The following is a 22,559-nucleotide window of genomic DNA, read 5'->3' on the forward strand; positions in this document are numbered from 1 at the left end:
ATAAAAAAAAGGACTACTCAATTTTGAATAGTCCTTTTGATTTTTATGTTTTGGATTCTTAGTTTGTTTCGTAATTACCAAAATTATATTCCGTAAAACTAAACGAATTTGAACTTCCAGAAAAGTTCACATTTACAAATTTAATGTTGTGTGTATATCCAGTTATTGTAACTCCATCTATAGCATAAAGTGCATCTGTGATAATTTCAATTGTTCCCCCAGTAGCATTCCATTCGTCTTGAACAACAGGAGTTGCTGGCGGAATTGTAGCGCAAATATTATTTGAAGTTACAGTTCCAGAGTAAATTCTGTAAATAATTTGATTGGTTGAACTTACGTTAACTATTCTTGGACTTCCATCAGGCGTTTCAACGTTTGCAAAACTCGATTCTGGAATATTGATTAACAACATTTCATCACCATTAATTTTAAAAATCAAATTATTATCTGTGCATTCTTGAATGTTTACCGTATCAAAATTGAAAGATTCTAACGTAATATCGCCGTCATCACAGGCTTGTAGCATAAAAACTGAGGCTACTAAAACTATAAGTTTTTTCATTTATTCATCGATTTATGCAACAAAAATAAAGGTTTTAATTTATTAATTTGCTAAAGTTTGTTAATTTCAGCACGAATTGAATTTAAGACTTCTAAAATAAAATGATTTGTATCTTTGCCGTATGAGAAAAGTGTATTTAGATAACGCCGCAACCACGCCTATTCATCCAGAAGTTATTACTGCAATGATGAACGTGCTTCAAAATGATTTCGGGAACCCATCTTCAACGCATAGTTTTGGGAGAAGTGCCAAGACTTTGTTGGAATCTTCACGAAAATCCATTGCTAAGCTACTAAATGCACAAGCTTCAGAAATTATTTTCACGTCAAGTGCTACAGAAGCCACCAATTGGGTTTTGACAAGCGCTGTTAAAGATTTGGGAATAAAACGCATTATTACGTCTAAAATCGAGCACCACGCTACTTTACATACGGCCGAACATTTAGCAAAGGAATTCGGAATTCAAGTCGAGTATATTGACGTTTTGTCAAATGGAAATATCGATTATCAAGGTTTAGCGGCTAAATTACATTCTGATGTTCCAACATTAGTATCATTAATACACGTTAATAACGAAATTGGAACGATTTTAGACATCAAACGTGTTTCGGACTTATGCAAGTATGCAAAAGCACTTTTTCATTGCGATACGGTGCAATCTGTTGGAAAAACAAATTTAGATGTGCAAGAGTTAGGAATTGACTTTTTAGTGGCTTCTGCTCATAAATTTCATGGTCCAAAAGGAATTGGGTTTGCGTATTTGAAAAAGAATTCCATGCTGCAACCGATGATTTTTGGCGGCGAACAAGAAAAAGGCATGCGCGCCGGAACTGAAGCCGTACATCAAGTCGTAGGAATGGCAAAAGCGTTAGAATTAGCTTGCGCGAATTTAGAAAACGATACCAATTACATTTCCGATTTAAAAAACTATTGCTTTTCGGAATTGAAAAATATATTTCCAGATGTAAAAATCAACGGAGAAAACACGTTTTATAACCTTTTGAATGTGCAATTACCATTATCAGAAGAAAAGACTTCAATGTTGTTATTTACGCTGGATATGAAAGGAATTGCCGTTTCACGCGGAAGCGCTTGTCAAAGTGGAAGCATCAAACCATCGCACGTTTTAGCCGAGTTTTTATCACCAGAAGAAGCTAAAAAACCAAGTTTAAGAATCTCATTCAGTCATTTTAATACGAAAGAAGATATTGATTTGCTAGTTGAGGCTTTGAAAACAGCATAAAAAAAGTCCGTTTTAAACGGACTTTCATTTTTATTTAAATCAGAGAATTACAATTTCCCCATATTCTGAGCCAATGTCTCAATGAATTTTGTGATTGGTCCTTTGATCATCATGGCCATCATTGGGTTGAAATCACCTTCAAAAGCTAATTGTACTTCTGTATTGTCAGCGTCAATTGCGTTTAAGTTTCCAGTTAAGGTAAAAGGTAATTTGCTTGAAGCCGCTCCTAAAACGATTTGTGAGTTTGGAGTTCCACCTTTTTTTACTAATTTAATTTCTGGCATACCTTTTAATCCGAATTCAAAGCAATTTTCGTCGATTACTTCAAATTTTGCGATATTTTCAGGCATTAATTTCTCGAAATTCTTTACGTCGTTTAAAGCGTTAAATAAGTATTCAGTCGATTTTGCTACGTTTACTTTTGGACTTTCTAAGTTCATATGTTTTTTTTATTTATTGTTGATCTTTTTTGTTTAAACTTCTACGTTCCACTCCGCTGGATTTGCGTTCCAAGCACTCAACGTTTCCAATTCGTTTTCTGAAACATATTGTTTGTCAACCGCTTTTTGTAACAAGTTTTCGTAATTACTTAACGTGAAAACATCCAAATTGGCTGCTTCAAAACGTTCTTTTGAAACGGGAAAACCATACGTAAAAATCGCTGCCATTCCTTTGATGTTAGCGCCTTCGTTTCGTAAAGCTTCAACTGCTAATAAGCTACTTCCACCTGTTGAAATTAAATCTTCTACGACAACTACATTTTGTCCTTTTTGCAAGAAACCTTCCACTTGATTTTGTCTTCCGTGTTTTTTTGGTTCAGGTCTAACGTATACAAAAGGCAGTCCCATTGCTTCTGCAACAAGTATACCAATTCCAATTGCGCCTGTTGCAACGCCTGCAATTACATCGGGTTTGCCAAATTTTTCTTCAATATGTTTGGCAAATTCATCGCGAATATAATTTCTAACCGCTGGAAATGAAAGGATTATGCGGTTATCACAATAAATCGGAGACTTCCAGCCTGAAGCCCATGTAAAAGGATTTTTAGAATTTAATTTAATTGCGTTTATTTGTAAAAGCAATTCGGCTGTTTGTTGTGCTGTGTTGTTGTTAAAAATCATATTGCAAATGTATAAAGTTTTTGTGAACGATAAGCCACTTTTTTTGACAAATCAAGTTCAAAAGGAGACTGATTTCAAACTTTTTTTATTAGAAAGTGTTGATATCAAGAAGTTGATTGTTAAAATTTTTCAGCATAAAATTCAGAAAGCATTTCTGTATCATCCCGATGAAAAGTTAATCATGAAAACACTTCGTGCGAAATTACCTGTGGAAAAAGCAGGTGGTGGATTGGTTTACAACAAAGACGGCGATGTGCTTTTTATTTTTAGAAACGGCAAGTGGGATTTACCAAAAGGCGGTACCGAAAAAAATGAAACCATCGAAGAAACCGCTATGCGCGAAGTAGAAGAAGAAACTGGTGTCAACGGATTAGCCATCACCGAAAAACTACAAAGAACTTACCATATTTTCAAACGAAACGGTCGCTACAAACTAAAAATTACCCAATGGTTTGAAATGCGTACCAAATACGAAGGCACACCTCAAGGCCAAGCCGATGAAGGTATTGAACGTGTAGAATGGGTGAATCCAAAGGATATTAAGTTTTTATTAGAAAACTCGTACGAGAATATTAAGTTGTTGTTTGAGGCGGAGAAAGTGGTTTAGATTGGATTCTAATCAATCTTTAATTCCTAACAATTCAAACATTCTTTTATTATATCTGTAAATAATTCTAAGTTCTGAAAGAGTTCCTTTAATGTCATCAAGATATTCAATTTCAAATCCGTATTTTTTTGATTTAGAATCGATTTCTTTAACAAATTTTGGAGAATATGATGAGCTTACAATCATTAAATATCTTCTTTTTTTGTTTAAAAAATCTTTTTCTGCTTGAAAAATATTGTATTTAACATAGAGATTCGGAGACTTTGTTGAATCAGTTTTGTTTGAAATATGAAAATCACTTATTTTAAGTTCTATTGTATCAGTTTCTTTAAAACTATCAATGAATACAAACTCTTCTTTTAGTTCTTTAAAATTATTATTTACCACAATACTGCATGAATCAAAGTATTTTTTTGGAATTTTAAATAGTCCATTTTTATTTGACTTCAAGAAAATGCTATCTGAATCATTTCTTATTATTATGTCATGTTTTCTTTTGTTTAAAAATTCAAGTTCTGAATCTGTTGTAGATTGAATTACTTTATCATTACTATTGATATATTTCTCTATTATTACTTTTCCGATTTTATTATTTTGAGAGAATAAAAAACTATTGAAAAATAAAACTGGAATTATAAAATAATGTTTGAATCTTTTTTTCATATTTTAAGTAATGATTTTTTAATATAAATTTAATTCACTCTATAAACAGGATACTGCAAATGTGCCTTCTCATAATAAGGCGATTGTCTGTAAACCCAATCCAATTGTGCTGCGCCGTTTTCAGCGAAAGCTTTGTCGTTTTGTTTCTTTTGTTCTAATTCGGCTTTGATTTTTGGATTTTTATCCAAGAATTCTTTGGCTAAATCTTCAAAAACATAACTCGAAAAATATTCTTTTTGTTGTAAAATAGGGTCAAAGAAGTTCCAATTGAAATAACTGTCTACCGCTTCTGGTTCTAAAGTTTCTACTAAATATTTTACTCCAGTTTGATTCGTATAAAACACATAATCGCCCATGAAAAACTTCACTTTTTGAGTCGATTTGGAAACTTTCGTATTGTAATGTCCGTAATGTCCCTCGTAAGGCGATTTTGAGGTTTGATAATTTTCAATTTTATACGATTCTACTTCAATAATTGTGTCATTTTGAATACGATGTGCATTAATATTATTCAATTTTAAAATATCCAACACTTGCCATTGCGATTGCGGAATAACATAAGCTTTCGGAATGTTTACAAATTTCGTTGGCTTATAATTACCATAAAACGGAATTTTCTTGGTAAACGGTTTGCTTTTGTCGTAAAATAAGCGGTCTTTTCCTGAAATATCACTTGGTTTGTATCCGCCTTGATAGCCTTTGAAATCAATATAAGATACTTTCGTTGAATCAATTGCCCAATCCAATGGATATTGCATTCCTGCTTGATATTCGTTCAATGCATCTTTTCGCATTTGTTTGATTTTCTGCCAATTCGCATCTGCAAAACCAATCGTGCTGACCATAAATTCGTAAGTAACTTTCACTCGTTTTTTATAGACTTTCAACATGTGTGTTTCGGGAACAAATCCTAAGGTGTGGAATAAAGTTGAATAACCTGTGGCATATCTTGGTGTATCAGTAAATTGCTCAAAACCTTTATCTGGTGTTGTACTGTGCACATTTACATACGGAACCACATCGATTTTCTTTTTATTCATGTCTTTCACCACCGAAGGATACAATTCGTTGATGAAATAATTCCCTAATTTGTTTCCCAAACGTTCGTGTTGGGTTGCAATACAAGTAAACGTATATTGATAATCGGCACCATTGGAAACGTGATTGTCTAAGAAAATATCCGGATTTAATTCGGTAAATAACTTTTGAAAACTTCTCGAATTTTTAGTGTCCGATTTAATAAAATCACGATTCAAATCATAATTCCGCCCATTTCCTCTAAAACCATATTCCTCTGGTCCGTTTTGATTGGCTCTTGAATGCGAATTTCGATTCAACATTCCACCAACACTATACACCGGAATAGCAGCAATTAAAGTGTTTTTAGCCGTTTTGATTTTTCCCATGGCTAGATCGCGTATCAACATCATAGTAGCGTCAATTCCGTCAGGTTCACCTGCATGAATTCCGTTGTTGATTAAAATTACAGCTTTATTTTTAGTGAAATATTCGTCAAAATCAAATTTTCCTTCGCTTGAAAAAAGTACCAAATGCAGAGGTTTTCCGCTATCGGTAGTTCCTTTGTGAATCATTTGGATGTTGGCAAAACTTTCGTCTAATTTTTCATAAAACGCAATACATTCTTCATAAGTCGTAGATTGATTGCCATTGCCACGTTCAAATGGTGTGGTGAAATTATTTTGCGAAAACACAGAAATCGAAAAGAAAAGCAAACTTATTTTTAAAAAACGCATAGCAGAATTGTATTTGATTTTCAAAAATAAAGAATCTTTTTGAGGTAGAATTTTATAATTGGTAATTTTTAATTAATTGGCTTTATCTTTGCCGCATGAGTCAAAATCCATATTCCAACAATGTACTATTGAATCTTGGTATTCAAAGTTTAAACAAAATGCAAGAAGTAGCGCAACATGCTATTTTGAATGAAGATAATATTTTATTGCTTTCTCCAACAGGTTCGGGGAAAACATTAGCGTTTTTATTGCCTATTTTCCAATTATTAGAAGAAGATGTAAAAGGTGTGCAATGCTTAATTTTAGTACCTTCGCGCGAATTAGGTTTGCAAATTGAACAAGTTTGGAAAAAAATGGGCACGCATTACAAAGTCAATACGTGTTATGGTGGCCATTCGATTGATATCGAAATCAATAATTTAAGTAATCCACCAGCGTTGTTAATTGGAACACCCGGAAGAATTGCCGATCATTTAGACCGAGGAAGTTTTGCTACCGATAACATCAAAACCTATGTTTTAGACGAATTTGACAAATCGTTACAATTGGGTTTCCATGAAGAAATGTCGTATATCATTGGAAAAATCACTAGAGCCAATAAACGAATTTTAGTTTCTGCGACTTCTGGTGTGGAAATTCCGAAATACACCAAAGTAATTGATCCGAAAGTAATCGATTTTATTCCGAACCAAAAACAGAACGATAATTTAGATGTTCGCATCGTATTTTCGAAATCCAAAGATAAAATTGATTCGTTGTTTCAGTTGATTTGTTCGTTAAATTCTGAAGCTGCGATTATTTTTTGCAATCACAGAGAAGCGGTGGAACGCATTCATGAAATGTTATCGCAGAAAGGCATTATTTCTACGTATTACCACGGCGGATTAGACCAAGACGAGCGTGAACGTGCTTTGATTCAGTTTAGAAATGGTAGTGTTTCGTATTTGATTACAACTGATTTAGGTGCGCGTGGATTGGATATTCCAGAAATGAAACACGTTATTCATTACCATTTACCCGCAAAAGAAGACGAATTCACACACAGAAACGGAAGAACCGCACGTATGTTGGCAACCGGAACCGCTTATGTCCTAATTCACGAAACCGAAAAGAAATCCGATTATTTTGATTACGGCAAACGTAGATTAGATGTTTCTAATGCGAAATCATTGCCAAAAGCGCCTCTATACCAAACGCTTTACATCAGCGGAGGAAAGAAAAATAAGTTGAATAAAATTGACATTGTAGGTTTCTTTTCGCAAAAAGGAAAATTAGAAAAAGACGATATTGGATTAATTGAAGTAAAAGATTTTATTTCGTTTGTAGCGGTGAAATATCCAAAAGTAAAATCGTTATTGCAAAACATCAAAGAAGAGAAAATGAAAGGGAAAAAGTATAAAATTGAAGTAGCGAGAAAGGTGATTAAGAAAGAGGAGGAGTAAATAGGTTGGTCTATGAAATATTTGATTTTAATTCTAATATTTGGTTTGTTTTCATGTAAATCTGATGACAGAAAGTTAGAAGGTTTTCAGGAAAAAGCAGTAGAAATGAATCAGGAAAATTCTACTGTTTCAATTGATACAACCTCTTTTATGGAATTTTTTGAAAGTTTTATTTTTGAGAAAAGACTTCAAAATAGCAATAAAGACAATTCTATTGATTATAATTTTTTCTCATCGAAAGATTATGTCGCTTACTTGAACTCGGATACATTATCTGTTTTTGAAGAAAAAAACCTTTCAGACAAACAAGATTTGATAATTCTTGATTTTAAAAAAGTTAAAAATTTAAAGTATAAGTTTGAAAAGATAAATCAGAAATGGACGTTTTCAGGTTCTAATACTATTTCCATTAATAATTTGCCCGAAAAAAAGTTTGTTGATTTTTTAATGAAATTCTCAAAAGATAGTATTTATCAAAAAGAACATATTTTATTTCCCTTAGAAGATTATTCTCTTGATGATGATTATCAGACCATTTCACAGAAAATAGAAAAAGAAAAATGGAATCATTTTAATCTTGTTGAAGAAATAGAAAGTTTACTTTTTTTTGCAAATATTGATTCAAATAATGTTTTTAGAAATATTTATTACAGAGGAATCGGGAATGGAATTTTAATAAAGTTCACTTTCAAAAGAGTTAATAATGACTGGTTTTTGGTTAAAACAGAAGATTATTCAACTTAATCAATAATTTTGATTTATGACTTCTCCAACTTGTCCATTATGTAATTCCATAGCAACGCTTTTTTGCGAAAAGCCTAAACATTTGTTTTATAAATGTAATACTTGCGATGGCATTTTCAGGCCAAAAGATACTTTCTTAACTGCTGAAAAAGAGAAAGAACACTACGAAAAACACAATAATGATGTTTTTGATGAACGCTACCAAGCGTTTGTTTCACCAATTGTGAACGCTGTATTGCATGATTTTACTGCAGAAGCTAAAGGTCTGGATTTCGGTTCAGGAACGGGTCCGGTTATTGCTAAAATGTTGACTGATAAAGACTATCAAGTTCAGAATTACGATTTGTTTTTCGCAAATGAACCATCACTTTTAAAAGAAAAATACGATTACGTTTCGTGTTGCGAAGTAATGGAGCATTTTCATCATCCGTATCAAGAATTTGAATTATTAAAAAGCTTATTGCTTCCGAAAGGTAAATTATTTTGCAAAACTGAGGTTTATAACAACCAAACACCTTTTGAAAATTGGTATTACAAAGATGATTTTACCCATGTTTTTATTTACCAACCCAAAACTTTGGAATGGATACAAAAAAACCTCCGATTTTCGAAGGTTTCTGTTTATGATAAAATAATTGTATTTGAAAATTAAAAATTATTCTTTAACCAATTTGAGAGTAGCTTTTGAATTGTCTTCATTTTTAAGTTTTACAAAGTAAACACCAGTAGATAAATTTACATCTTCATTAATTAGGCTTACATCAGTATACTTTTTATTGAAAATAGATTTTCCAGAGATATCAAAAATTTCTAAATCGATATTTTGATAACGTTCAGTTAAGCTAATTTTTAAAGCATCTTTTATAGGGTTTTGCTCTAATTTTATATTGTTTTGAAAAGTAAAATCACTTGTGCTTAAAGTTTCATTTAAAGTGCGTGTAGTAGCAGCTGTAGGGGTATCTCCACTGGTTCCTCCAGTCCCATTTACTGCATTCCCTACAAAATAAAAAGTTACCGCGCCATTTCCTGCTGAAGGAGCTGTCCATTTTGAAGTAAAAGTAGAAGTTGTACTTCTCATGTTATGCTCAAAATAACTTCTGCCGCTTACGGGAATTATTTGTGCATTTGATGAAGGTGTTGAAAAAGTACCTGCTGCAGTGTTGTTAGCAAATAAAGCAGTTGCTTGCATTCCATATCCAGCAGGTGTACCACTAGAATTAGTAATAGTAAAGGATAAATTATATTCTACACCAGCAACATAATTTGTAATTGGATTACCTAAATTATCGGTTATGTTTAAAGTGATTGAAGGTGAATATGAACCTCCACCGTGACAAGCTGTACATGTTCCACCACCTGCAATTGGGCTACCAGTTCGATCTCCAAGTCCATTTGCTGCAGGCCCGGTAGATCTATACATTAAATTGTTATGGTAGTCTTTTGGAATATAGTATCCAGATTTTTTTTCAGAATATTTGAAACTTTGAAAAAGTAAAAACAACATTAATAATGCTGAGATAGAAAGTAATTTTTTTTTCATAATTTTTTGTTTTAATTGCTCATAATATAAAGATATTAATTTTTAATTAAATGAAAATGAAAAACTTATGAAAAACTTATGAAAAACTTCAATTTAATTATCAAAGAAAAGTTACTAGTTTTTGAAAACTAATCTATTTCTTAGCTAAAACCGATTCAGGAACTAATTGGGAAATATCACCACCATTTCGTAACACATCACGCACAATACTTGACGAGATAAACGAAGTTCGAGCGGCTGTTAACAAGAAAACAGTTTCAATTTTCGACATGACACGGTTGGTGTGTGCGATGGCTTTTTCGAATTCAAAGTCGGCGGGGTTTCGTAATCCACGTAAGATGAATTCTGCGTTTTCTTTTTTACATAAATCGATAGTCAAACCAGAGTAAGTGATAACTTTTACTTTAGGTTCGTCTTTAAAAGCTTCTTCAATAAAACGTTTTCTGTCTTCTAATGAAAACATGTATTTTTTTTCAGCATTAACGCCAATGGCTACAATAACTTCATCAAATAAAGAAACGCCTCTTTTGATAATATCGTAATGACCGTTGGTAATTGGGTCAAATGAACCTGGAAATATTGCTTTTTTCATAGTTTACTTCTTTAAAGCCAATTCAATAGCGTTTTCAAACAATTCAGGTAATGAAATTCCTGCTTCTCTTGCTTGTTGTGGTAAAATACTTTCGGTAGTTAAGCCTGGAATCGTGTTCATTTCTAACATATGAGGTTCATTGTTTACGATAATGAATTCACTTCTCGAAAAACCTTTCATTTTCAATACTTCGTAAGCTCTTTTAGCAACCGTTTCTATTTTTACTTTCAATTCTTCTGAAATTCTGGCTGGCGTAATTTCTTTAGATTTACCTAAATATTTCGCTTCGTAATCAAAAAAGTCGTTTTCGGATACAATTTCGGTAATTGGTAAAACGGTAACTGTTCCTTTATAATTTATAACTCCAACAGAGACTTCTGTTCCGTCAAGGAAGCTTTCAATAATGATTTCGTCGTCTTCTTTATAAGCGTTTTCAATAGCTGGAAGAAATTCTTCTCTAGTTTTTACTTTCGAAATTCCGAAACTTGAGCCGGATTTATTTGGTTTTACGAAACATGGTAAACCCACTTTCGCTAAAATGGTGTCTACGTTAATTTCATCGCCTAAATTCAAATAGTACGATTCCGCCGTTCTGATTCCGTAAGGTTTTAAAACAGATAACATATCACGTTTATTGAATGTTAACGCTGCTTGATAATAATCGCACGAAGTTTGAGGGATATTTAGTAATTCGAAATACGCTTGCATTAAGCCATCTTCGCCAGGTGTTCCATGAATGGCATTAAAAACCACATCAAAATTGATTTTCATTCCATTAACCGTAACTGAAAAATCGTTTTTATCAATAGGGAATTCGGCATCATTTTCGTCTACATACACCCATTTTTCTTTAAAAATATGAATGCGGTATGGATTAAATTTTGCACGATTAATGTTGTTAAATACTACATTTCCGCTAGTTAACGAAATTTTGTACTCGCTAGAGTAACCTCCCATGATAATGGCTACGTTTTTCATTGTAAATTTCAAATTGATATACACAAAATTACATTATTTATTGAGATTTCAAGTTCTTTTATTCGTTTACCAAAGAAATATTTTTGCAATTCATTCGTTTTAAATGTGTGAAGAAATCAAAATGAATTGCATCGTAATTTCTTTTTGAATTTTATATCTTTGTCAAAATATCATTTTGTATGAGTTTATTTAAATATTTAACAAGTAGGACATTTTTTACTCAAGCTTTTTTAGCTGCTGCAATAGTAGTGGGTTTTACTTTTTTAGTAATTCAATTTTTAGATTTCAGAACCAATCATGGTCAGGAAATCAAAGTGCCCGATTTATCAAAAATGAAGTTGGAAGTCGCTGAAGAAAAACTGAACGAACTGGATTTAGAAGTTTTTCTACTAGATACAGTAGAATTCAATGCTGATTTTCCGCCTTTTACTATTTTAGAACAAGATCCTAAAGCAGGAAGTTTAGTAAAAGACGGTAGAAAAGTCTATGTAAAATTAAACGCTGGCGAGTTTACAGATATTACCATTCCAGAATTCAAAGACAAAACGTTCCGACAAATTTCGGCTACCATAAAATCATTAACGTTGAAAGAAGGTAAAGTTACTTATAAACCGCATATTGCTAAAGATGTGGTATTGCAAATTTACCAAAACGGAAGACGTTTAAGAGCAGGAGATAAGGTGAAGAAAAACTCTGTTTTAGATTTTGTTTTAGGAGATGGAAAAGAAGTGTTTAATGAAGAAACTTTTAGTTCTGAAGAACCAGCAGATACATTACCACCAGCAGAAGAAGGCGTAACAGAACCAGTAGAATTTAAAGAAGAAAATGGCGGATTATAATGTAGGAAACGAACTCGAAGACGAGTTATACGAACATCATCGTTTTGAAGCAAGCAAAGGGCAATCGGCCTTGCGTGTGGATAAATTTTTGATGAACATGATTGAAAATACAACCCGAAATAAAATTCAACAAGCAGCAGAAAATGGTTCTATTTTAGTAAACGATGTTGCGGTAAAATCCAATTACAAAGTGAAAGCTGGAGATGTCGTACGTTTAGTATTGGCACACCCAACTTATGAGCAATTGCTAACACCTGAAAATATTCCGTTAGACATTGTTTATGAAGACGATCAATTGTTGGTGATTAATAAACCAGCAGGAATGGTTGTGCATCCAGGTCACGGAAATTATTCTGGAACTTTAGTGAATGCGTTAGCGTATCATTTTGAGAATTTACCAATGAATAGTTCTGAAAGACCAGGTTTGGTGCATCGTATAGATAAAGATACAACAGGTTTATTAGTCGTGGCTAAAACCGAACATGCAATGGCTTATTTGACAAAGCAGTTTGCAGAAAAAACTTCGGAAAGAGAATATGTTGCTTTAGTTTGGGGAAATATCGAAGAAGATGAAGGAACTGTAGAAGGTAACATTGGTCGTCATGATACGAATAGAATGCGAATGGCGGTTCATGAAAGTGACGAAAAAGGAAAACATGCAGTAACGCATTATAAGGTTTTAGAGCGATTTGGTTATGTAACCTTGGTTTCGTGTCAATTAGAAACAGGTAGAACACACCAAATACGTGTGCATATGAAACATATTGGTCACACACTTTTTAATGACGAGCGTTATGGCGGTGATTCCATCTTAAAAGGAACCACATTTACAAAATACAAACAGTTTGTAGACAATTGTTTTAAAGTATTACCAAGACAAGCACTTCATGCAAAAACATTAGGATTTGAACATCCTATCACAAAAGAATTTTTACGTTTTGATACACCAATTCCACAAGATTTACAGGAATGTATTGAAAAATGGCGTGTGTATTCAAAAGCACAAACGTTTATAGAAGAATAATTTAAAAAGCCCCATTTGGGGCTTTTTTTAATTAAATGGATTAGACCATTTTGTATTGGTATAAACATCTGTTCCTGAAAGTGTTCTTAAAAATGCGATTACTGCATTTACTTCTGTTGCCGTTAAATTCAATTGTTGACCAACGCCTCCTGGTGTTAATCTAGGGTCTAAATTATTATTTCCGGGAGCTAAGTTAATTGTTCCATAGTGCCCAATTGCGGCCTGCAAAGTTGTGATAACTCCTGTATGCATCATTGGGCCGTTGGTAGTTCCATCTGTTCTAACTAAATCACGAAGGGAAGGTGCTCTTGTGTTTCCTGTATCAATTCCTGTTCCGGCAATTGTACCTATAATTCCGTTGTTTAAAGTATTTGGATCGATATCAAATTCTGGTGCTCTGTGACAACCAGCACAACCTAAACCACCACTTGTTCTAACGCCATTAGTATTAAAAACAGGAGGCGATAAAAATAAATTTTTGCCTTGATTCTCTTGTGCTGTAAAATTTGAAAAAGGTTGTCCGTCATTAGTAGCTAATGCTCTACCAGCATCATATTTTGAATCAAATGATTGAATACTTCTGATAAATTGAGCTAAAGCACTTTGAATTTTAGCTTCTGTAATTTCTTCGGTACCATAAACAAACTTGAAAAGTTCTTTGTAATAACCAATTGCATTTAATTTAGTAATTAAATCATCAAATGATAAATCACCATTTTCGCCACTAAAACCCATTTCGCCATGATCTTTTATGGGCATTGTAGTTTGTGTTTCTAAATTTAAAGCACGCTCATTCCAAAAGAATTTTGTTTCAGATGCAAATCTCGAATTAATCAAACGCATTGAATGTCTTCCAGTTGTTCCATTAACTCCAGTACTAGCTACATTAGTATCGCTAAATGCAAATTCTTGTTTGTGACAACTAGCACATGAAATGGTATTGTTTGAAGATAAATTCTTATCATAAAATAAAACTCTCCCTAAAGTGGCACCTTTGTCAGTAATTAAATTTCCTTGAGAATTATCTTTAATAATGTATGCAGGAACTGTTTGATTCGCATAATTAGCTAGATTTCCAAGATCAACTGTTGAGCCAAACTCAGCTTCAACAAAAGGATAAGAAGGAATTTCTTCATAATTATCATCTGAATTATTACTACAAGAAGTCAATCCACAAATAGCTAATAGACTTAAAATAAGTTGGTTTTTCATAATGGTTAGTTTTAGGTTTGTAATTATAGGACAACATTTAATAAAAAAGGTTTAATTAAAAGCATGCTTTTTTTATACTTTAAAATATTCCTATATTTGAACTTTATTTAAAAACAAACTAACACGAATATTTACCATGAAATTATTAGAAGGAAAAGTTGCCATCATTACTGGTGCAAGCCGTGGAATTGGTAGCGGTATAGCAAAAGTTTTTGCAGAACAAGGAGCAAATGTTGCTTTTACTTATAGTTCGTCTGTAGAATCGGCAATGGCTTTAGAAAGTGAATTAAACGCTTTAGGAATTAAAGCAAAAGGATACAAATCAAACGCTGCAGATTTCAACGAAGCTCAAAAATTAGTGGATGACGTTATTGCTGAATTTGGAACTATTGATGTTTTAATCAATAATGCTGGAATCACCAAGGATAACTTGCTAATGCGTATGTCGGAAGAAGATTTTGATAAAGTAATCGAAATCAACTTGAAATCGGTTTTCAATATGACAAAAGCAGTTCAAAAAATCATGTTGAAAAACCGCAAAGGTTCTATCGTTAACATGAGTAGTGTAGTAGGAGTAAAAGGAAATGCTGGTCAAGCTAACTACGCTGCATCTAAAGCTGGTATGAACGGATTTACTAAGTCTATCGCATTAGAATTAGGTTCAAGAAATATTCGTTGCAACGCGATCGCTCCAGGTTTTATTGAAACAGAAATGACCGCAAAATTAAACGAAGATGTTGTAAAAGGTTGGAGAGAAGCTATTCCATTAAAAAGAGGAGGAACTCCAGAGGATGTAGCAAATGTATGTGTTTTCTTAGCTTCTGACATGAGTGCTTATGTTACAGGACAAGTTATTAATGTTGACGGAGGAATGCTTACATAAAAAAGTAATTAGTAATTAGATGGCTATTCACTAATTACTATTCACTAATCACTTAAAGAAAAAATGACAACAAGCACAATTTTACTTCTATTATTGTCAGTAATTATTGCTGCTGGATTGTCGTTTTATCAATATTTATATAAAGTCAAAAATCAGTCAAAATTGTACTGGTTTTTGGCTTTTTTACGTTTTATTAGTCTGTTTTCTATCTTTTTATTGCTGATTAATCCAATTATCAGTCGAAAAATCACTGAAATTAAGAAAACGCCTTTGCCAATTGTTGTTGACAATTCTAAGTCAATTTCCGAATTAAAAGCAACGAAAGAAGCTTCAGAGTTATATCAGAAAATTGCTGATAATAAAGCTATTTCGGAAAAATATGATGTGCAATTGTTTTCGTTTGATGATGAATTTCAATCATTGGAACAATTAGATTTTAAAGGCAATCAATCTCATATTGATGGTGTAGCTAAAAATTTAAAACAGTTATACCGAAACACCAATTATCCAGTAGTTTTATTTACAGACGGAAACCAAACCATGGGGAATGATTATGTGTTTAGTTTTCAAGAGAATACTACTGCTTTACCTGTTGTTTTAGGCGATACGACAACTGTTTTCGATTTAAAAATCAATCAAATCAATGTAAACAAATACGCTTTTTTAAAGAATAAATTTCCAGTTGAAGTATTCTTACAATACAATGGAAATCAGTCTATTTCAACTACTTTTTCGATTCAGAACGGTAATCAAACCATTCACAAACAAATAGTTGCTTTTTCAAAAGATAAAAGAGCACAGTCTATTTCTGTTTTATTAAATACAGACAAGGTAGGAATTGCCAAATATAAAGCTGTGATTTCTTCTAACATAAAAGAAAAAAACACAGTTAATAATACTAAGAATTTTGCAGTAGAAATAATTGACCAACGTAGTGAAATTGCTTTAATTTCTGCAATAAATCATCCAGATTTAGGTGCTTTAAAACGAAGTATTGAAACCAATCAGCAACGTAAAGTATCAATCCTAAAACCAGAGGAAGTAAAGTCATTACAGAATTACAATATTTTGATTTTATATCAACCAACCACTTCTTTTAAAGCTATTTTTGAGCAAAATAAAGTTGCCCAAATCAATACATTTATTATCACTGGAACTGCAACCGATTTTAATTTTTTAAATCAGGTTCAAAACGATTTGTTGTTTAAAATGTCGGCACAAAAAGAAGATTATTTGGCAACTTTTGATTCGAACTTTAATTTGTTTTTGCAAGCTAATATTGGTTTTGAAAATTTTCCACCTTTGGAACATAAATTTGGAACTATTGCTGCAAAAAGCAATGTAAACACACTACTTTCTGCAAGAATTAGAAATGTGCAATTGCAAAATCCGTTATTGACATTTACTGAAAATGGAAGCAAAAGAAACACTTATTTATTAGGTGAAAACATCTGGAAATGGCGATTAGAAAATAATTTAAACAAAAAATCTTTTGAAGATTTTGATTTGTTTACTGATAAAATCATTCAGTTTTTAGTAACAAATGCTTCAAAAAAGAATTTGAATGTTACTTATGAAAGTTTTTATAATTCGGGCGAAAGCATTGAAATTACAGCTGAATATTTCAATAAAAACTATGAATTTGACGACAAAGCGCAACTAACAATTCAGGTTATAAATTCTAAAACAAAAGCGTCTAAAAAGTACGATTTACTTAAAGCTACCAATTCTTATAAAGTAAATTTAGATGGATTAGAGGCAGGAAATTATTCGTTTAAAGTAACTGAAAAGCAATCAAATTCTAGTTTTTCTGGTAGTTTTGAAGTGTTGGATTTTGAAATTGAAAAACAATTCGTAAATCCAGATAAATCTAGATTAGAGCAATTGGCAATCAATACCAATGGAAAAGTGTATTATCCAAATCAAATAGAAAATATAATCAAATCGTTACTTGAAAACGAAAATTATATTCCTACACAAAAAGAAACTATAAAAAAATCACCACTTATCGATTGGATTTGGTTATTAATTTTAGCAATTTTTGCTTTATCTACCGAGTGGTTTGTTAGAAAATATAACGGATTGTTATAAAAGGTTGATTATGATTTTTCTTTGAAAGTTAGATTTATTCTCTAATAGTTGAATTCCTTCTTTTTCATAAATATTTCCATTATGATTTATGTTATCTGCTAAACCACACCAAGGTTCAATACACAAAAATGGAGCGTTTGGTTTGGTCCAAATCCCTAAATAAGGAAATCCTTCAAATTCAACGGAAAGATATGGCTGATTACCTTTTAAAAGTGTAAGCTTATCCGATTTTAAATGTTTGAAAACCAAAGCATCTTTTTCAAAAAGCGAATAATCTAAATCAATCTGTCCGTTTTCTGAATTTATTTTCCGGAATGAATTGCTAAACTGTTCGTTTTCTAATTCATAGGATACAAATTCCTCTGCTTCATTAAATTGTAAGGAGTAGTTTGAAAAAGAATCTTCAATGGCAAATGCCGGATGTGCTCCTATGGAAAAAGGCATAGTTACTTCCGATCTGTTTTCAACAGAATATTTCATTTTTAATTCATTTCCGTCTAATTCATATTCCAATTGTAATTGAAATTCAAACGGATAATTTTTTAACGTTTCAGAATTACTTTCCAATACAAAAACAACAGAATTTTCGGTTTGATTTAGAATTTGAAATTCGAAATTTCTGGCAAAACCATGTCTTGGCAATTCATATTTTTTATCAGCAATGGTGTAAGCATCATTTTTTAATCTTCCAACAATTGGAAATAAAATGGGAGATGTTTTGTTCCAATAAGTTTCATTAACTGTCCAAATATAATTTTGGTTGTCTTTTTCTAATCGAATTAATTCGGCACCAATTGTATTAATCGATGCCGAAATTTTGTTATTTGAAAGTGTAATTATCATATTAATCTTCTGAAATTCCTTTCCAGTTTCTAATAATTTTTGATAAAAAGAAAAGTGTTAGAATGGCAAAAATAAAATTTAATGAAAACATATGAATTATATGCTCTCTCATCCATTCATATTCGGGAGATGTATAGTTATAATCGTATCTATTTTCACCTCTTAAATAATGTTCTTGAATTATGAAATAAATCAAAGGAATAATTCCTATGAACGACCATAAAAACAGATTCAAAGCAATTCTACTGAGTTGTAAATTCTTCTTGTTGAAATATATTAAGAAGAAATAAAATATAATTCCTAAAATGGTAAATAAAATTAGGTAGGCATACATATTTCCTACGCCTACAATTGCCGTAAAAATACCGTAAACTATATTAATAACCCCAGTTGTGACAACTGCAATTAACCAACTTTTTCCAGAAGTAACTCGGAAAGAGAAAATCAAAATAGATAATCCAAAAGCACCATATAAAAACCCTAAAATCATTTCAATATTGAAAAATGGATCTGTATGTGCTTCTGAAACGGTATCATATTTATCTTTTAATACATCTTGCTGCACAAAATATTTAGAGTATTTTCGGTCATCATAACCAATTTTTGATGCCATCTCATAGTTATTATAAGATTCATCAGTTTCATATTGTTTCAAATAAGGTTGAATATATAAAAACTCATCAAATTCAGGCGCTTTGTAAACAATTTCGAACCATTTATCTAAAGTTAAATTGGTTGCTAAATCGTGTTCTCTAATTAAACTTAAATGGTTGGCCATTAGTTTTTTAACTTCAGCTTTATTGCCTTGGTGTAACCAATTTTGAACTTGTATTCTGTTTAACGAATCTTGTTCTCTTGAAATAACAGTAAATTCAAATGTATTACGATTTACTAATGAAAATTGATCGTATTTTTTCCCGTTAAAGATGATATGATTTTTATAGGTGTATGCAGCAACTGCCTCAACTGCCATACTTTCTTTTTCAGTAGCATATTCAGCTGTATTTGCATCTTCAGGATTATAATTAAGAGCAATTTTATTTCCTAAACTATCAATTAATCCGGATGCTAATGAATCAATTTCTGTTTCTCCAAAACTTCCATCAATAAACATATCAGCAGTAGCAATAGTTTTGCAGCGATTGGTTGTTTCTTCAAGTGAATAATAACTTCTTTGATGTAATTGCTTTCCAACTGAAAAAGGTAAATAAAACGTAATCAATAATGTACTAACAACAAATATTTGCAACCATTCGTAAAATAAACTGTATTTTGATTTACTATAAAATGATTTTAACGAATTGTTTTTAAAGTAATTAACTAACCATAAAATAATGATAATTATAACAAGTAAAACACCAAATAAGATGCAAGTTACTTCAATATCTAAGTTGTTTCTGTTCGAAAAATCGATGGTTCCATCTAAATAGCCTAGACCAAAAAAGATGAGGTGAAGTAGTAATCCAATAGCAACCATAGGAACGAATTTTGTGTTCCAAAGCAATGGATATTTTAATAATAATTTTTTCTGTATATCTTTAAACATGATTTAATTTTTTTAGTTCACAAAAAAGCGACGTGTTGAATTTGAAATGTTTCGCATATAAGTCATTGGAATCGATTGATTTATGACTACTTTTAAGAAATCGTTCATTTCAATTTTTTCTGAAAAAGTGGCAATAAAAGTTCCGCCATTTTGTTCCAGAGAAATTACTTCTAAAGTGGTGAAAGCTTGTTTTAAATCGCTTAAATTCAACGAACTTTCGAATTCGATAATGCAATTTTTTGCTATATCATTTTCTGCATTCAAATTCTTTTGTGATCCACGTTTTAAGAAAACCACTTGATTTGATGTTTTTTCCACTTCATACAATTGTTGCGAACTCAACACAATAGCTATTGGTCTAAACGCCGAATTAGCGATGTTTCTAAAATCGTCTAAAATGGTTTGTTGTGCCAAAATATCTAAGTTTGCCAAAGGTTCATCAATCAATAAAATTTTTGGTTTGCGGAGTAACATTCTAGCCAATTCGAAACGCATTTTATAACCAGAAGACAAATTATTCCAATAATGTCTTCTAAATTTTCGCAATCCTAAACGCGTGATTACTAAATCGACCACCAAATTATTTTCTTCCGGTGAATAGCCGTAGCAACTTGCTGTAAATTCTAAATTTTCGTACATAGAACCGCGCCAAGTGTCAGTTCGTTGTGGTATGTAGACTAATTTTGTTCGCAAATCATATAAATCATCATACTGAAATTGATAATTTATGGTTCCAGATGTTGGATGTAATTCGCCACATAAGCTACGAAGTAAAGTAGTTTTTCCGTTTCCGTTTTCGCCAACTAAACCAATGATTTCACCCGTTTTGATGTCTAAATTTATTGGTCCCAATCCAAAAGAAGCATTGTATACTTTTTGTAGATTTTTGACTGAGATAATGGTTTGATGATTATGACATTCTTTTTTACTCAAAAAGGCATGAAGTTCTTCTAACAAGGTTTTTAAGCGTGTTTTTTTATCTTCGTCTTCTTTTTCATTATGGTCTAACCAATTTAAAATTTCATTGGTTTTGGTATAAAAATCAATATTTTCGGTATCTAAAGTAAAATCGATTACTCGTTTTATGGTTTGATTGAAGTCGTTGAATTCGAGAAGTTCTTGCACCTCGCGGAATTGTTTTTCAAATTCGGTCATATATTTTATTTTATAAAATTTCGTTTTAGTAAACCATACATTACAGTATCGGTAAATTCGTTATTATAGTAAAAATCTTCTTTAAAATGAGCTTCTTTTACAAAGCCAACTTTTTGTAAAACACGTTCCGAGGCAACATGTCTTGAATCTATAACCGCAACGATAGAATGAAAATTCAAAGTATTGAAAGCAAAATCTAATAATGTTTTCACAGCTTCAGTAACATAACCTTTTCCATTGTGTTCGGGTGTAATCATGTAGCCTAACTCAGTTCTAAAATGTTCAGGTTGCGTTCTGTAAAATCCCATAATTCCGATACATTTATCACTTCCTTTTTCGGTTACTGCCCAGTTTATATCAATATTTTCATCTATTTTGTCGTTAATCATTTTTATGTGTGCCAAAGCGCCTTCAGCATCTACAACCAAAGGTCTCGGAATAAATTTCATAGTTTCAGGATTCCCTCGAAGCACTATAATTTCAGGAGCATCTTCATTCGTTAGTCTTCTAAAACGTAAACGTTCCGATTCTAGTATCGGAAAAGGAGAGAAGTTAAGTTGTAGCATTATTTTTGTATAATTTGAATCTTGTTATTGAGTTTGAAATTGCTCTTGAATTGCTTTATCGTGTTTTTTACTGAAGAAAATCAACATACAAATAGCACCAATGGTTGCATATAACATATCAGATTGCGTATCCCAAACATAGCCTTGCGTACCTAAAAAAGCATCACCTCCTTCACCAGTACATAATGAAACAGCCCATTCTAACCATTCGTAAGCCGCACTAATCGCTAAACAAACCGCTACTATAATGAAGTTAAAGAAACTCTTATTTGAAACAACATTTTTTCGAATAAATAACTCTCTTACAATCATTGCCGGAACAAAACCTTGTTCAAAATGTCCGACTTTATCGTAGTTGTTTCGAGTTTGGTTGAATGTTTCTTTTATCCATTCAAATGGTGGTACTTCGGCATAGGTGTAATGTCCGCCAAGGAATAAGATGTAGCAATGTATTAAAATGAAGAAATACGTAAAATTGGTAAATTGAAAACGTTTAAAGGTAAATGCTAAAATTGCAAATCCTATTACTGCAGGCAGTACTTCTAAAAACCAAGTAAAATATTCTTTTGGATAAATTCCAGAAACTAGTAATCCAATAAAGAATAGTAGAGAGTAAAGTTGTAATTTTTTCATTTAGTTGATTTGCTTTTTCTTTAAAATTAAAGCACTTATAAATGAAAAGGCAATTCCTAATGGCAAGATTTCCATATAAGTGAATAAAATAACCATAACAGGGTTTTTATACATTTCTTTGAAGGAATTCATTTCTTCGGTTACTTTTGCTACTTCATCTGGACTTGCTTTTTGAATAGCCATATCGGTGTAATGTTCTGCAAAATTTGGAAAAAAATTATAAAAGATAATTAACCAGACTACTACATAAACTGTTGAAATAAAAAGGGTAATCCAAAAACCTGTAAGAAAAGCATTCACAAGAGAAATGAACCCATTATTTGCGTCTCGTTGTTGCTTAATTCCTAATACCACAAAGATGAAAGCAAGTAGCATTCCTGCAAATCCAAAAATCATACTGACTTCTTTTTCAGGATTTGCTTTCATATACATAGTAACAGATGCTAGTAATGCAGTAACAATTATGCTTCCAAATAATCCATTTTTTAAAACAATGTTATTCATGATGCTTAGTTTTTGGT

The 22,559-nt window shown here is 31.9% G+C and carries 24 protein-coding genes; 9 read left to right on the top strand and 15 right to left on the bottom strand.

From position 1 onward, the window contains the following. Positions 1 to 58: 58 nt before the first annotated feature. Positions 59 to 562, bottom strand: a complete 504-nt coding sequence (locus C8D80_RS00410; protein WP_133606223.1) for a hypothetical protein — start codon at positions 560 to 562, stop codon at positions 59 to 61. Between the two features lie 121 nt (positions 563 to 683). On the opposite strand from C8D80_RS00410, the gene C8D80_RS00415 reads away from it, so the two are divergent. Beyond that, complete coding sequence (locus tag C8D80_RS00415) at positions 684 to 1,805, top strand: cysteine desulfurase family protein (RefSeq protein WP_133606225.1); 1,122 nt, start codon at positions 684 to 686, stop codon at positions 1,803 to 1,805. Positions 1,806 to 1,852: 47 nt separating this feature from the next. On the opposite strand, the gene C8D80_RS00420 is transcribed toward C8D80_RS00415, so the two are convergent. Then, complete coding sequence (locus C8D80_RS00420) at positions 1,853 to 2,245, bottom strand: SRPBCC family protein (protein ID WP_133606227.1); 393 nt, start codon at positions 2,243 to 2,245, stop codon at positions 1,853 to 1,855. 33 nt (positions 2,246 to 2,278) lie between these two features. Continuing rightward, positions 2,279 to 2,926 (bottom strand): orotate phosphoribosyltransferase, encoded by a 648-nt coding sequence (pyrE, locus tag C8D80_RS00425; protein ID WP_133606230.1) that lies wholly within the window; start codon positions 2,924 to 2,926, stop codon positions 2,279 to 2,281. Between the two features lie 7 nt (positions 2,927 to 2,933). On the opposite strand from pyrE, the gene C8D80_RS00430 reads away from it, so the two are divergent. After that, positions 2,934 to 3,533: an NUDIX hydrolase gene (locus C8D80_RS00430; protein WP_133606232.1), complete on the top strand. Its 600-nt coding sequence runs from the start codon at positions 2,934 to 2,936 to the stop codon at positions 3,531 to 3,533. 12 nt (positions 3,534 to 3,545) lie between these two features. On the opposite strand, the gene C8D80_RS00435 is transcribed toward C8D80_RS00430, so the two are convergent. Further along, positions 3,546 to 4,196, bottom strand: coding sequence for a hypothetical protein (locus tag C8D80_RS00435; RefSeq protein WP_133606234.1), 651 nt, complete (start codon positions 4,194 to 4,196; stop codon positions 3,546 to 3,548). Between the two features lie 29 nt (positions 4,197 to 4,225). Beyond that, the gene (locus C8D80_RS00440; RefSeq protein ID WP_133606237.1) at positions 4,226 to 5,950 is read right to left on the bottom strand and encodes a M14 family zinc carboxypeptidase; all 1,725 of its coding nucleotides are present in this window, start codon (positions 5,948 to 5,950) and stop codon (positions 4,226 to 4,228) included. A gap of 95 nt (positions 5,951 to 6,045) precedes the next feature. Between C8D80_RS00440 and C8D80_RS00445 the strand changes: the two genes are divergently transcribed. From C8D80_RS00445 to C8D80_RS00455, 3 genes are read left to right on the top strand one after another with little or no spacing between them, the layout of a single operon-like run. Next, positions 6,046 to 7,392 (top strand): DEAD/DEAH box helicase, encoded by a 1,347-nt coding sequence (locus C8D80_RS00445; protein ID WP_133606239.1) that lies wholly within the window; start codon positions 6,046 to 6,048, stop codon positions 7,390 to 7,392. Positions 7,393 to 7,404: 12 nt separating this feature from the next. Further along, positions 7,405 to 8,136 carry a DUF4348 domain-containing protein gene (locus C8D80_RS00450; protein ID WP_133606241.1) on the top strand — a complete coding sequence of 244 codons (732 nt, stop codon included), beginning with the start codon at positions 7,405 to 7,407 and terminating at the stop codon, positions 8,134 to 8,136. 16 nt (positions 8,137 to 8,152) lie between these two features. Further along, the gene (locus C8D80_RS00455; protein WP_133606243.1) at positions 8,153 to 8,788 is read left to right on the top strand and encodes a class I SAM-dependent methyltransferase; all 636 of its coding nucleotides are present in this window, start codon (positions 8,153 to 8,155) and stop codon (positions 8,786 to 8,788) included. A 3-nt stretch (positions 8,789 to 8,791) separates the two neighbouring features. Here C8D80_RS00455 and C8D80_RS00460 read toward each other — a convergent pair whose 3' ends face one another. The 3 genes from C8D80_RS00460 to C8D80_RS00470 all read right to left on the bottom strand — a co-directional run bounded on the left by C8D80_RS00460 (position 8,792) and on the right by C8D80_RS00470 (position 11,246). Beyond that, positions 8,792 to 9,676: a choice-of-anchor V domain-containing protein gene (locus tag C8D80_RS00460; RefSeq protein WP_133606245.1), complete on the bottom strand. Its 885-nt coding sequence runs from the start codon at positions 9,674 to 9,676 to the stop codon at positions 8,792 to 8,794. A 133-nt stretch (positions 9,677 to 9,809) separates the two neighbouring features. Further along, positions 9,810 to 10,268 (bottom strand): pantetheine-phosphate adenylyltransferase, encoded by a 459-nt coding sequence (gene coaD / locus C8D80_RS00465; RefSeq protein ID WP_133606247.1) that lies wholly within the window; start codon positions 10,266 to 10,268, stop codon positions 9,810 to 9,812. Positions 10,269 to 10,271: 3 nt separating this feature from the next. Continuing rightward, a complete protein-coding gene (locus C8D80_RS00470) occupies positions 10,272 to 11,246 on the bottom strand; it encodes a D-alanine--D-alanine ligase (protein ID WP_133606249.1) in 975 nt (324 codons plus the stop codon). Positions 11,247 to 11,425: 179 nt separating this feature from the next. Between C8D80_RS00470 and C8D80_RS00475 the strand changes: the two genes are divergently transcribed. Together C8D80_RS00475 and C8D80_RS00480 are read left to right on the top strand one after the other, a co-directional pair. After that, positions 11,426 to 12,085 (top strand): PASTA domain-containing protein, encoded by a 660-nt coding sequence (locus C8D80_RS00475; RefSeq protein WP_133606251.1) that lies wholly within the window; start codon positions 11,426 to 11,428, stop codon positions 12,083 to 12,085. Beyond that, on the top strand, positions 12,072 to 13,109 hold the full coding sequence (locus C8D80_RS00480) for an RluA family pseudouridine synthase (RefSeq protein WP_133606253.1): 1,038 nt from the start codon (positions 12,072 to 12,074) through the stop codon (positions 13,107 to 13,109). The genes C8D80_RS00475 and C8D80_RS00480 overlap by 14 nt, the downstream gene beginning before the upstream one ends. 27 nt (positions 13,110 to 13,136) lie before the next feature. On the opposite strand, the gene C8D80_RS00485 is transcribed toward C8D80_RS00480, so the two are convergent. After that, complete coding sequence (locus tag C8D80_RS00485) at positions 13,137 to 14,321, bottom strand: cytochrome-c peroxidase (RefSeq protein ID WP_133606255.1); 1,185 nt, start codon at positions 14,319 to 14,321, stop codon at positions 13,137 to 13,139. A gap of 136 nt (positions 14,322 to 14,457) precedes the next feature. Here C8D80_RS00485 and fabG point away from each other — a divergent pair, with 136 nt between their 5' ends. Together fabG and C8D80_RS00495 are read left to right on the top strand one after the other, a co-directional pair. After that, positions 14,458 to 15,204, top strand: a complete 747-nt coding sequence (gene fabG, locus C8D80_RS00490) for a 3-oxoacyl-[acyl-carrier-protein] reductase (RefSeq protein WP_133606257.1) — start codon at positions 14,458 to 14,460, stop codon at positions 15,202 to 15,204. 63 nt (positions 15,205 to 15,267) lie between these two features. Continuing rightward, the gene (locus C8D80_RS00495; protein ID WP_133606259.1) at positions 15,268 to 17,295 is read left to right on the top strand and encodes a hypothetical protein; all 2,028 of its coding nucleotides are present in this window, start codon (positions 15,268 to 15,270) and stop codon (positions 17,293 to 17,295) included. On the opposite strand, the gene C8D80_RS00500 is transcribed toward C8D80_RS00495, so the two are convergent. Genes C8D80_RS00500 through C8D80_RS00525 form a run of 6 tightly spaced genes read right to left on the bottom strand, consistent with a single transcriptional unit; the run spans position 17,290 to position 22,542 of the window. Further along, positions 17,290 to 18,138 (bottom strand): aldose 1-epimerase family protein, encoded by an 849-nt coding sequence (locus C8D80_RS00500; RefSeq protein WP_133606260.1) that lies wholly within the window; start codon positions 18,136 to 18,138, stop codon positions 17,290 to 17,292. The genes C8D80_RS00495 and C8D80_RS00500 overlap by 6 nt on opposite strands. Before the next feature lies 1 nt (position 18,139). Further along, positions 18,140 to 19,684 carry a hypothetical protein gene (locus C8D80_RS00505; RefSeq protein WP_133606262.1) on the bottom strand — a complete coding sequence of 515 codons (1,545 nt, stop codon included), beginning with the start codon at positions 19,682 to 19,684 and terminating at the stop codon, positions 18,140 to 18,142. 12 nt (positions 19,685 to 19,696) lie between these two features. Further along, positions 19,697 to 20,839 carry an ABC transporter ATP-binding protein gene (locus C8D80_RS00510; RefSeq protein ID WP_133606264.1) on the bottom strand — a complete coding sequence of 381 codons (1,143 nt, stop codon included), beginning with the start codon at positions 20,837 to 20,839 and terminating at the stop codon, positions 19,697 to 19,699. 5 nt (positions 20,840 to 20,844) lie between these two features. After that, on the bottom strand, positions 20,845 to 21,405 hold the full coding sequence (locus C8D80_RS00515) for a GNAT family N-acetyltransferase (RefSeq protein ID WP_133606266.1): 561 nt from the start codon (positions 21,403 to 21,405) through the stop codon (positions 20,845 to 20,847). A 24-nt stretch (positions 21,406 to 21,429) separates the two neighbouring features. Further along, positions 21,430 to 22,038: a DUF2238 domain-containing protein gene (locus C8D80_RS00520; protein ID WP_133606268.1), complete on the bottom strand. Its 609-nt coding sequence runs from the start codon at positions 22,036 to 22,038 to the stop codon at positions 21,430 to 21,432. Continuing rightward, complete coding sequence (locus C8D80_RS00525) at positions 22,039 to 22,542, bottom strand: DUF4199 domain-containing protein (protein ID WP_133606270.1); 504 nt, start codon at positions 22,540 to 22,542, stop codon at positions 22,039 to 22,041. Positions 22,543 to 22,559: the final 17 nt, after the last annotated feature.

Source organism: Flavobacterium cheniae, from assembly GCF_004363695.1.
GTDB classification, from domain to species: domain Bacteria; phylum Bacteroidota; class Bacteroidia; order Flavobacteriales; family Flavobacteriaceae; genus Flavobacterium; species Flavobacterium cheniae.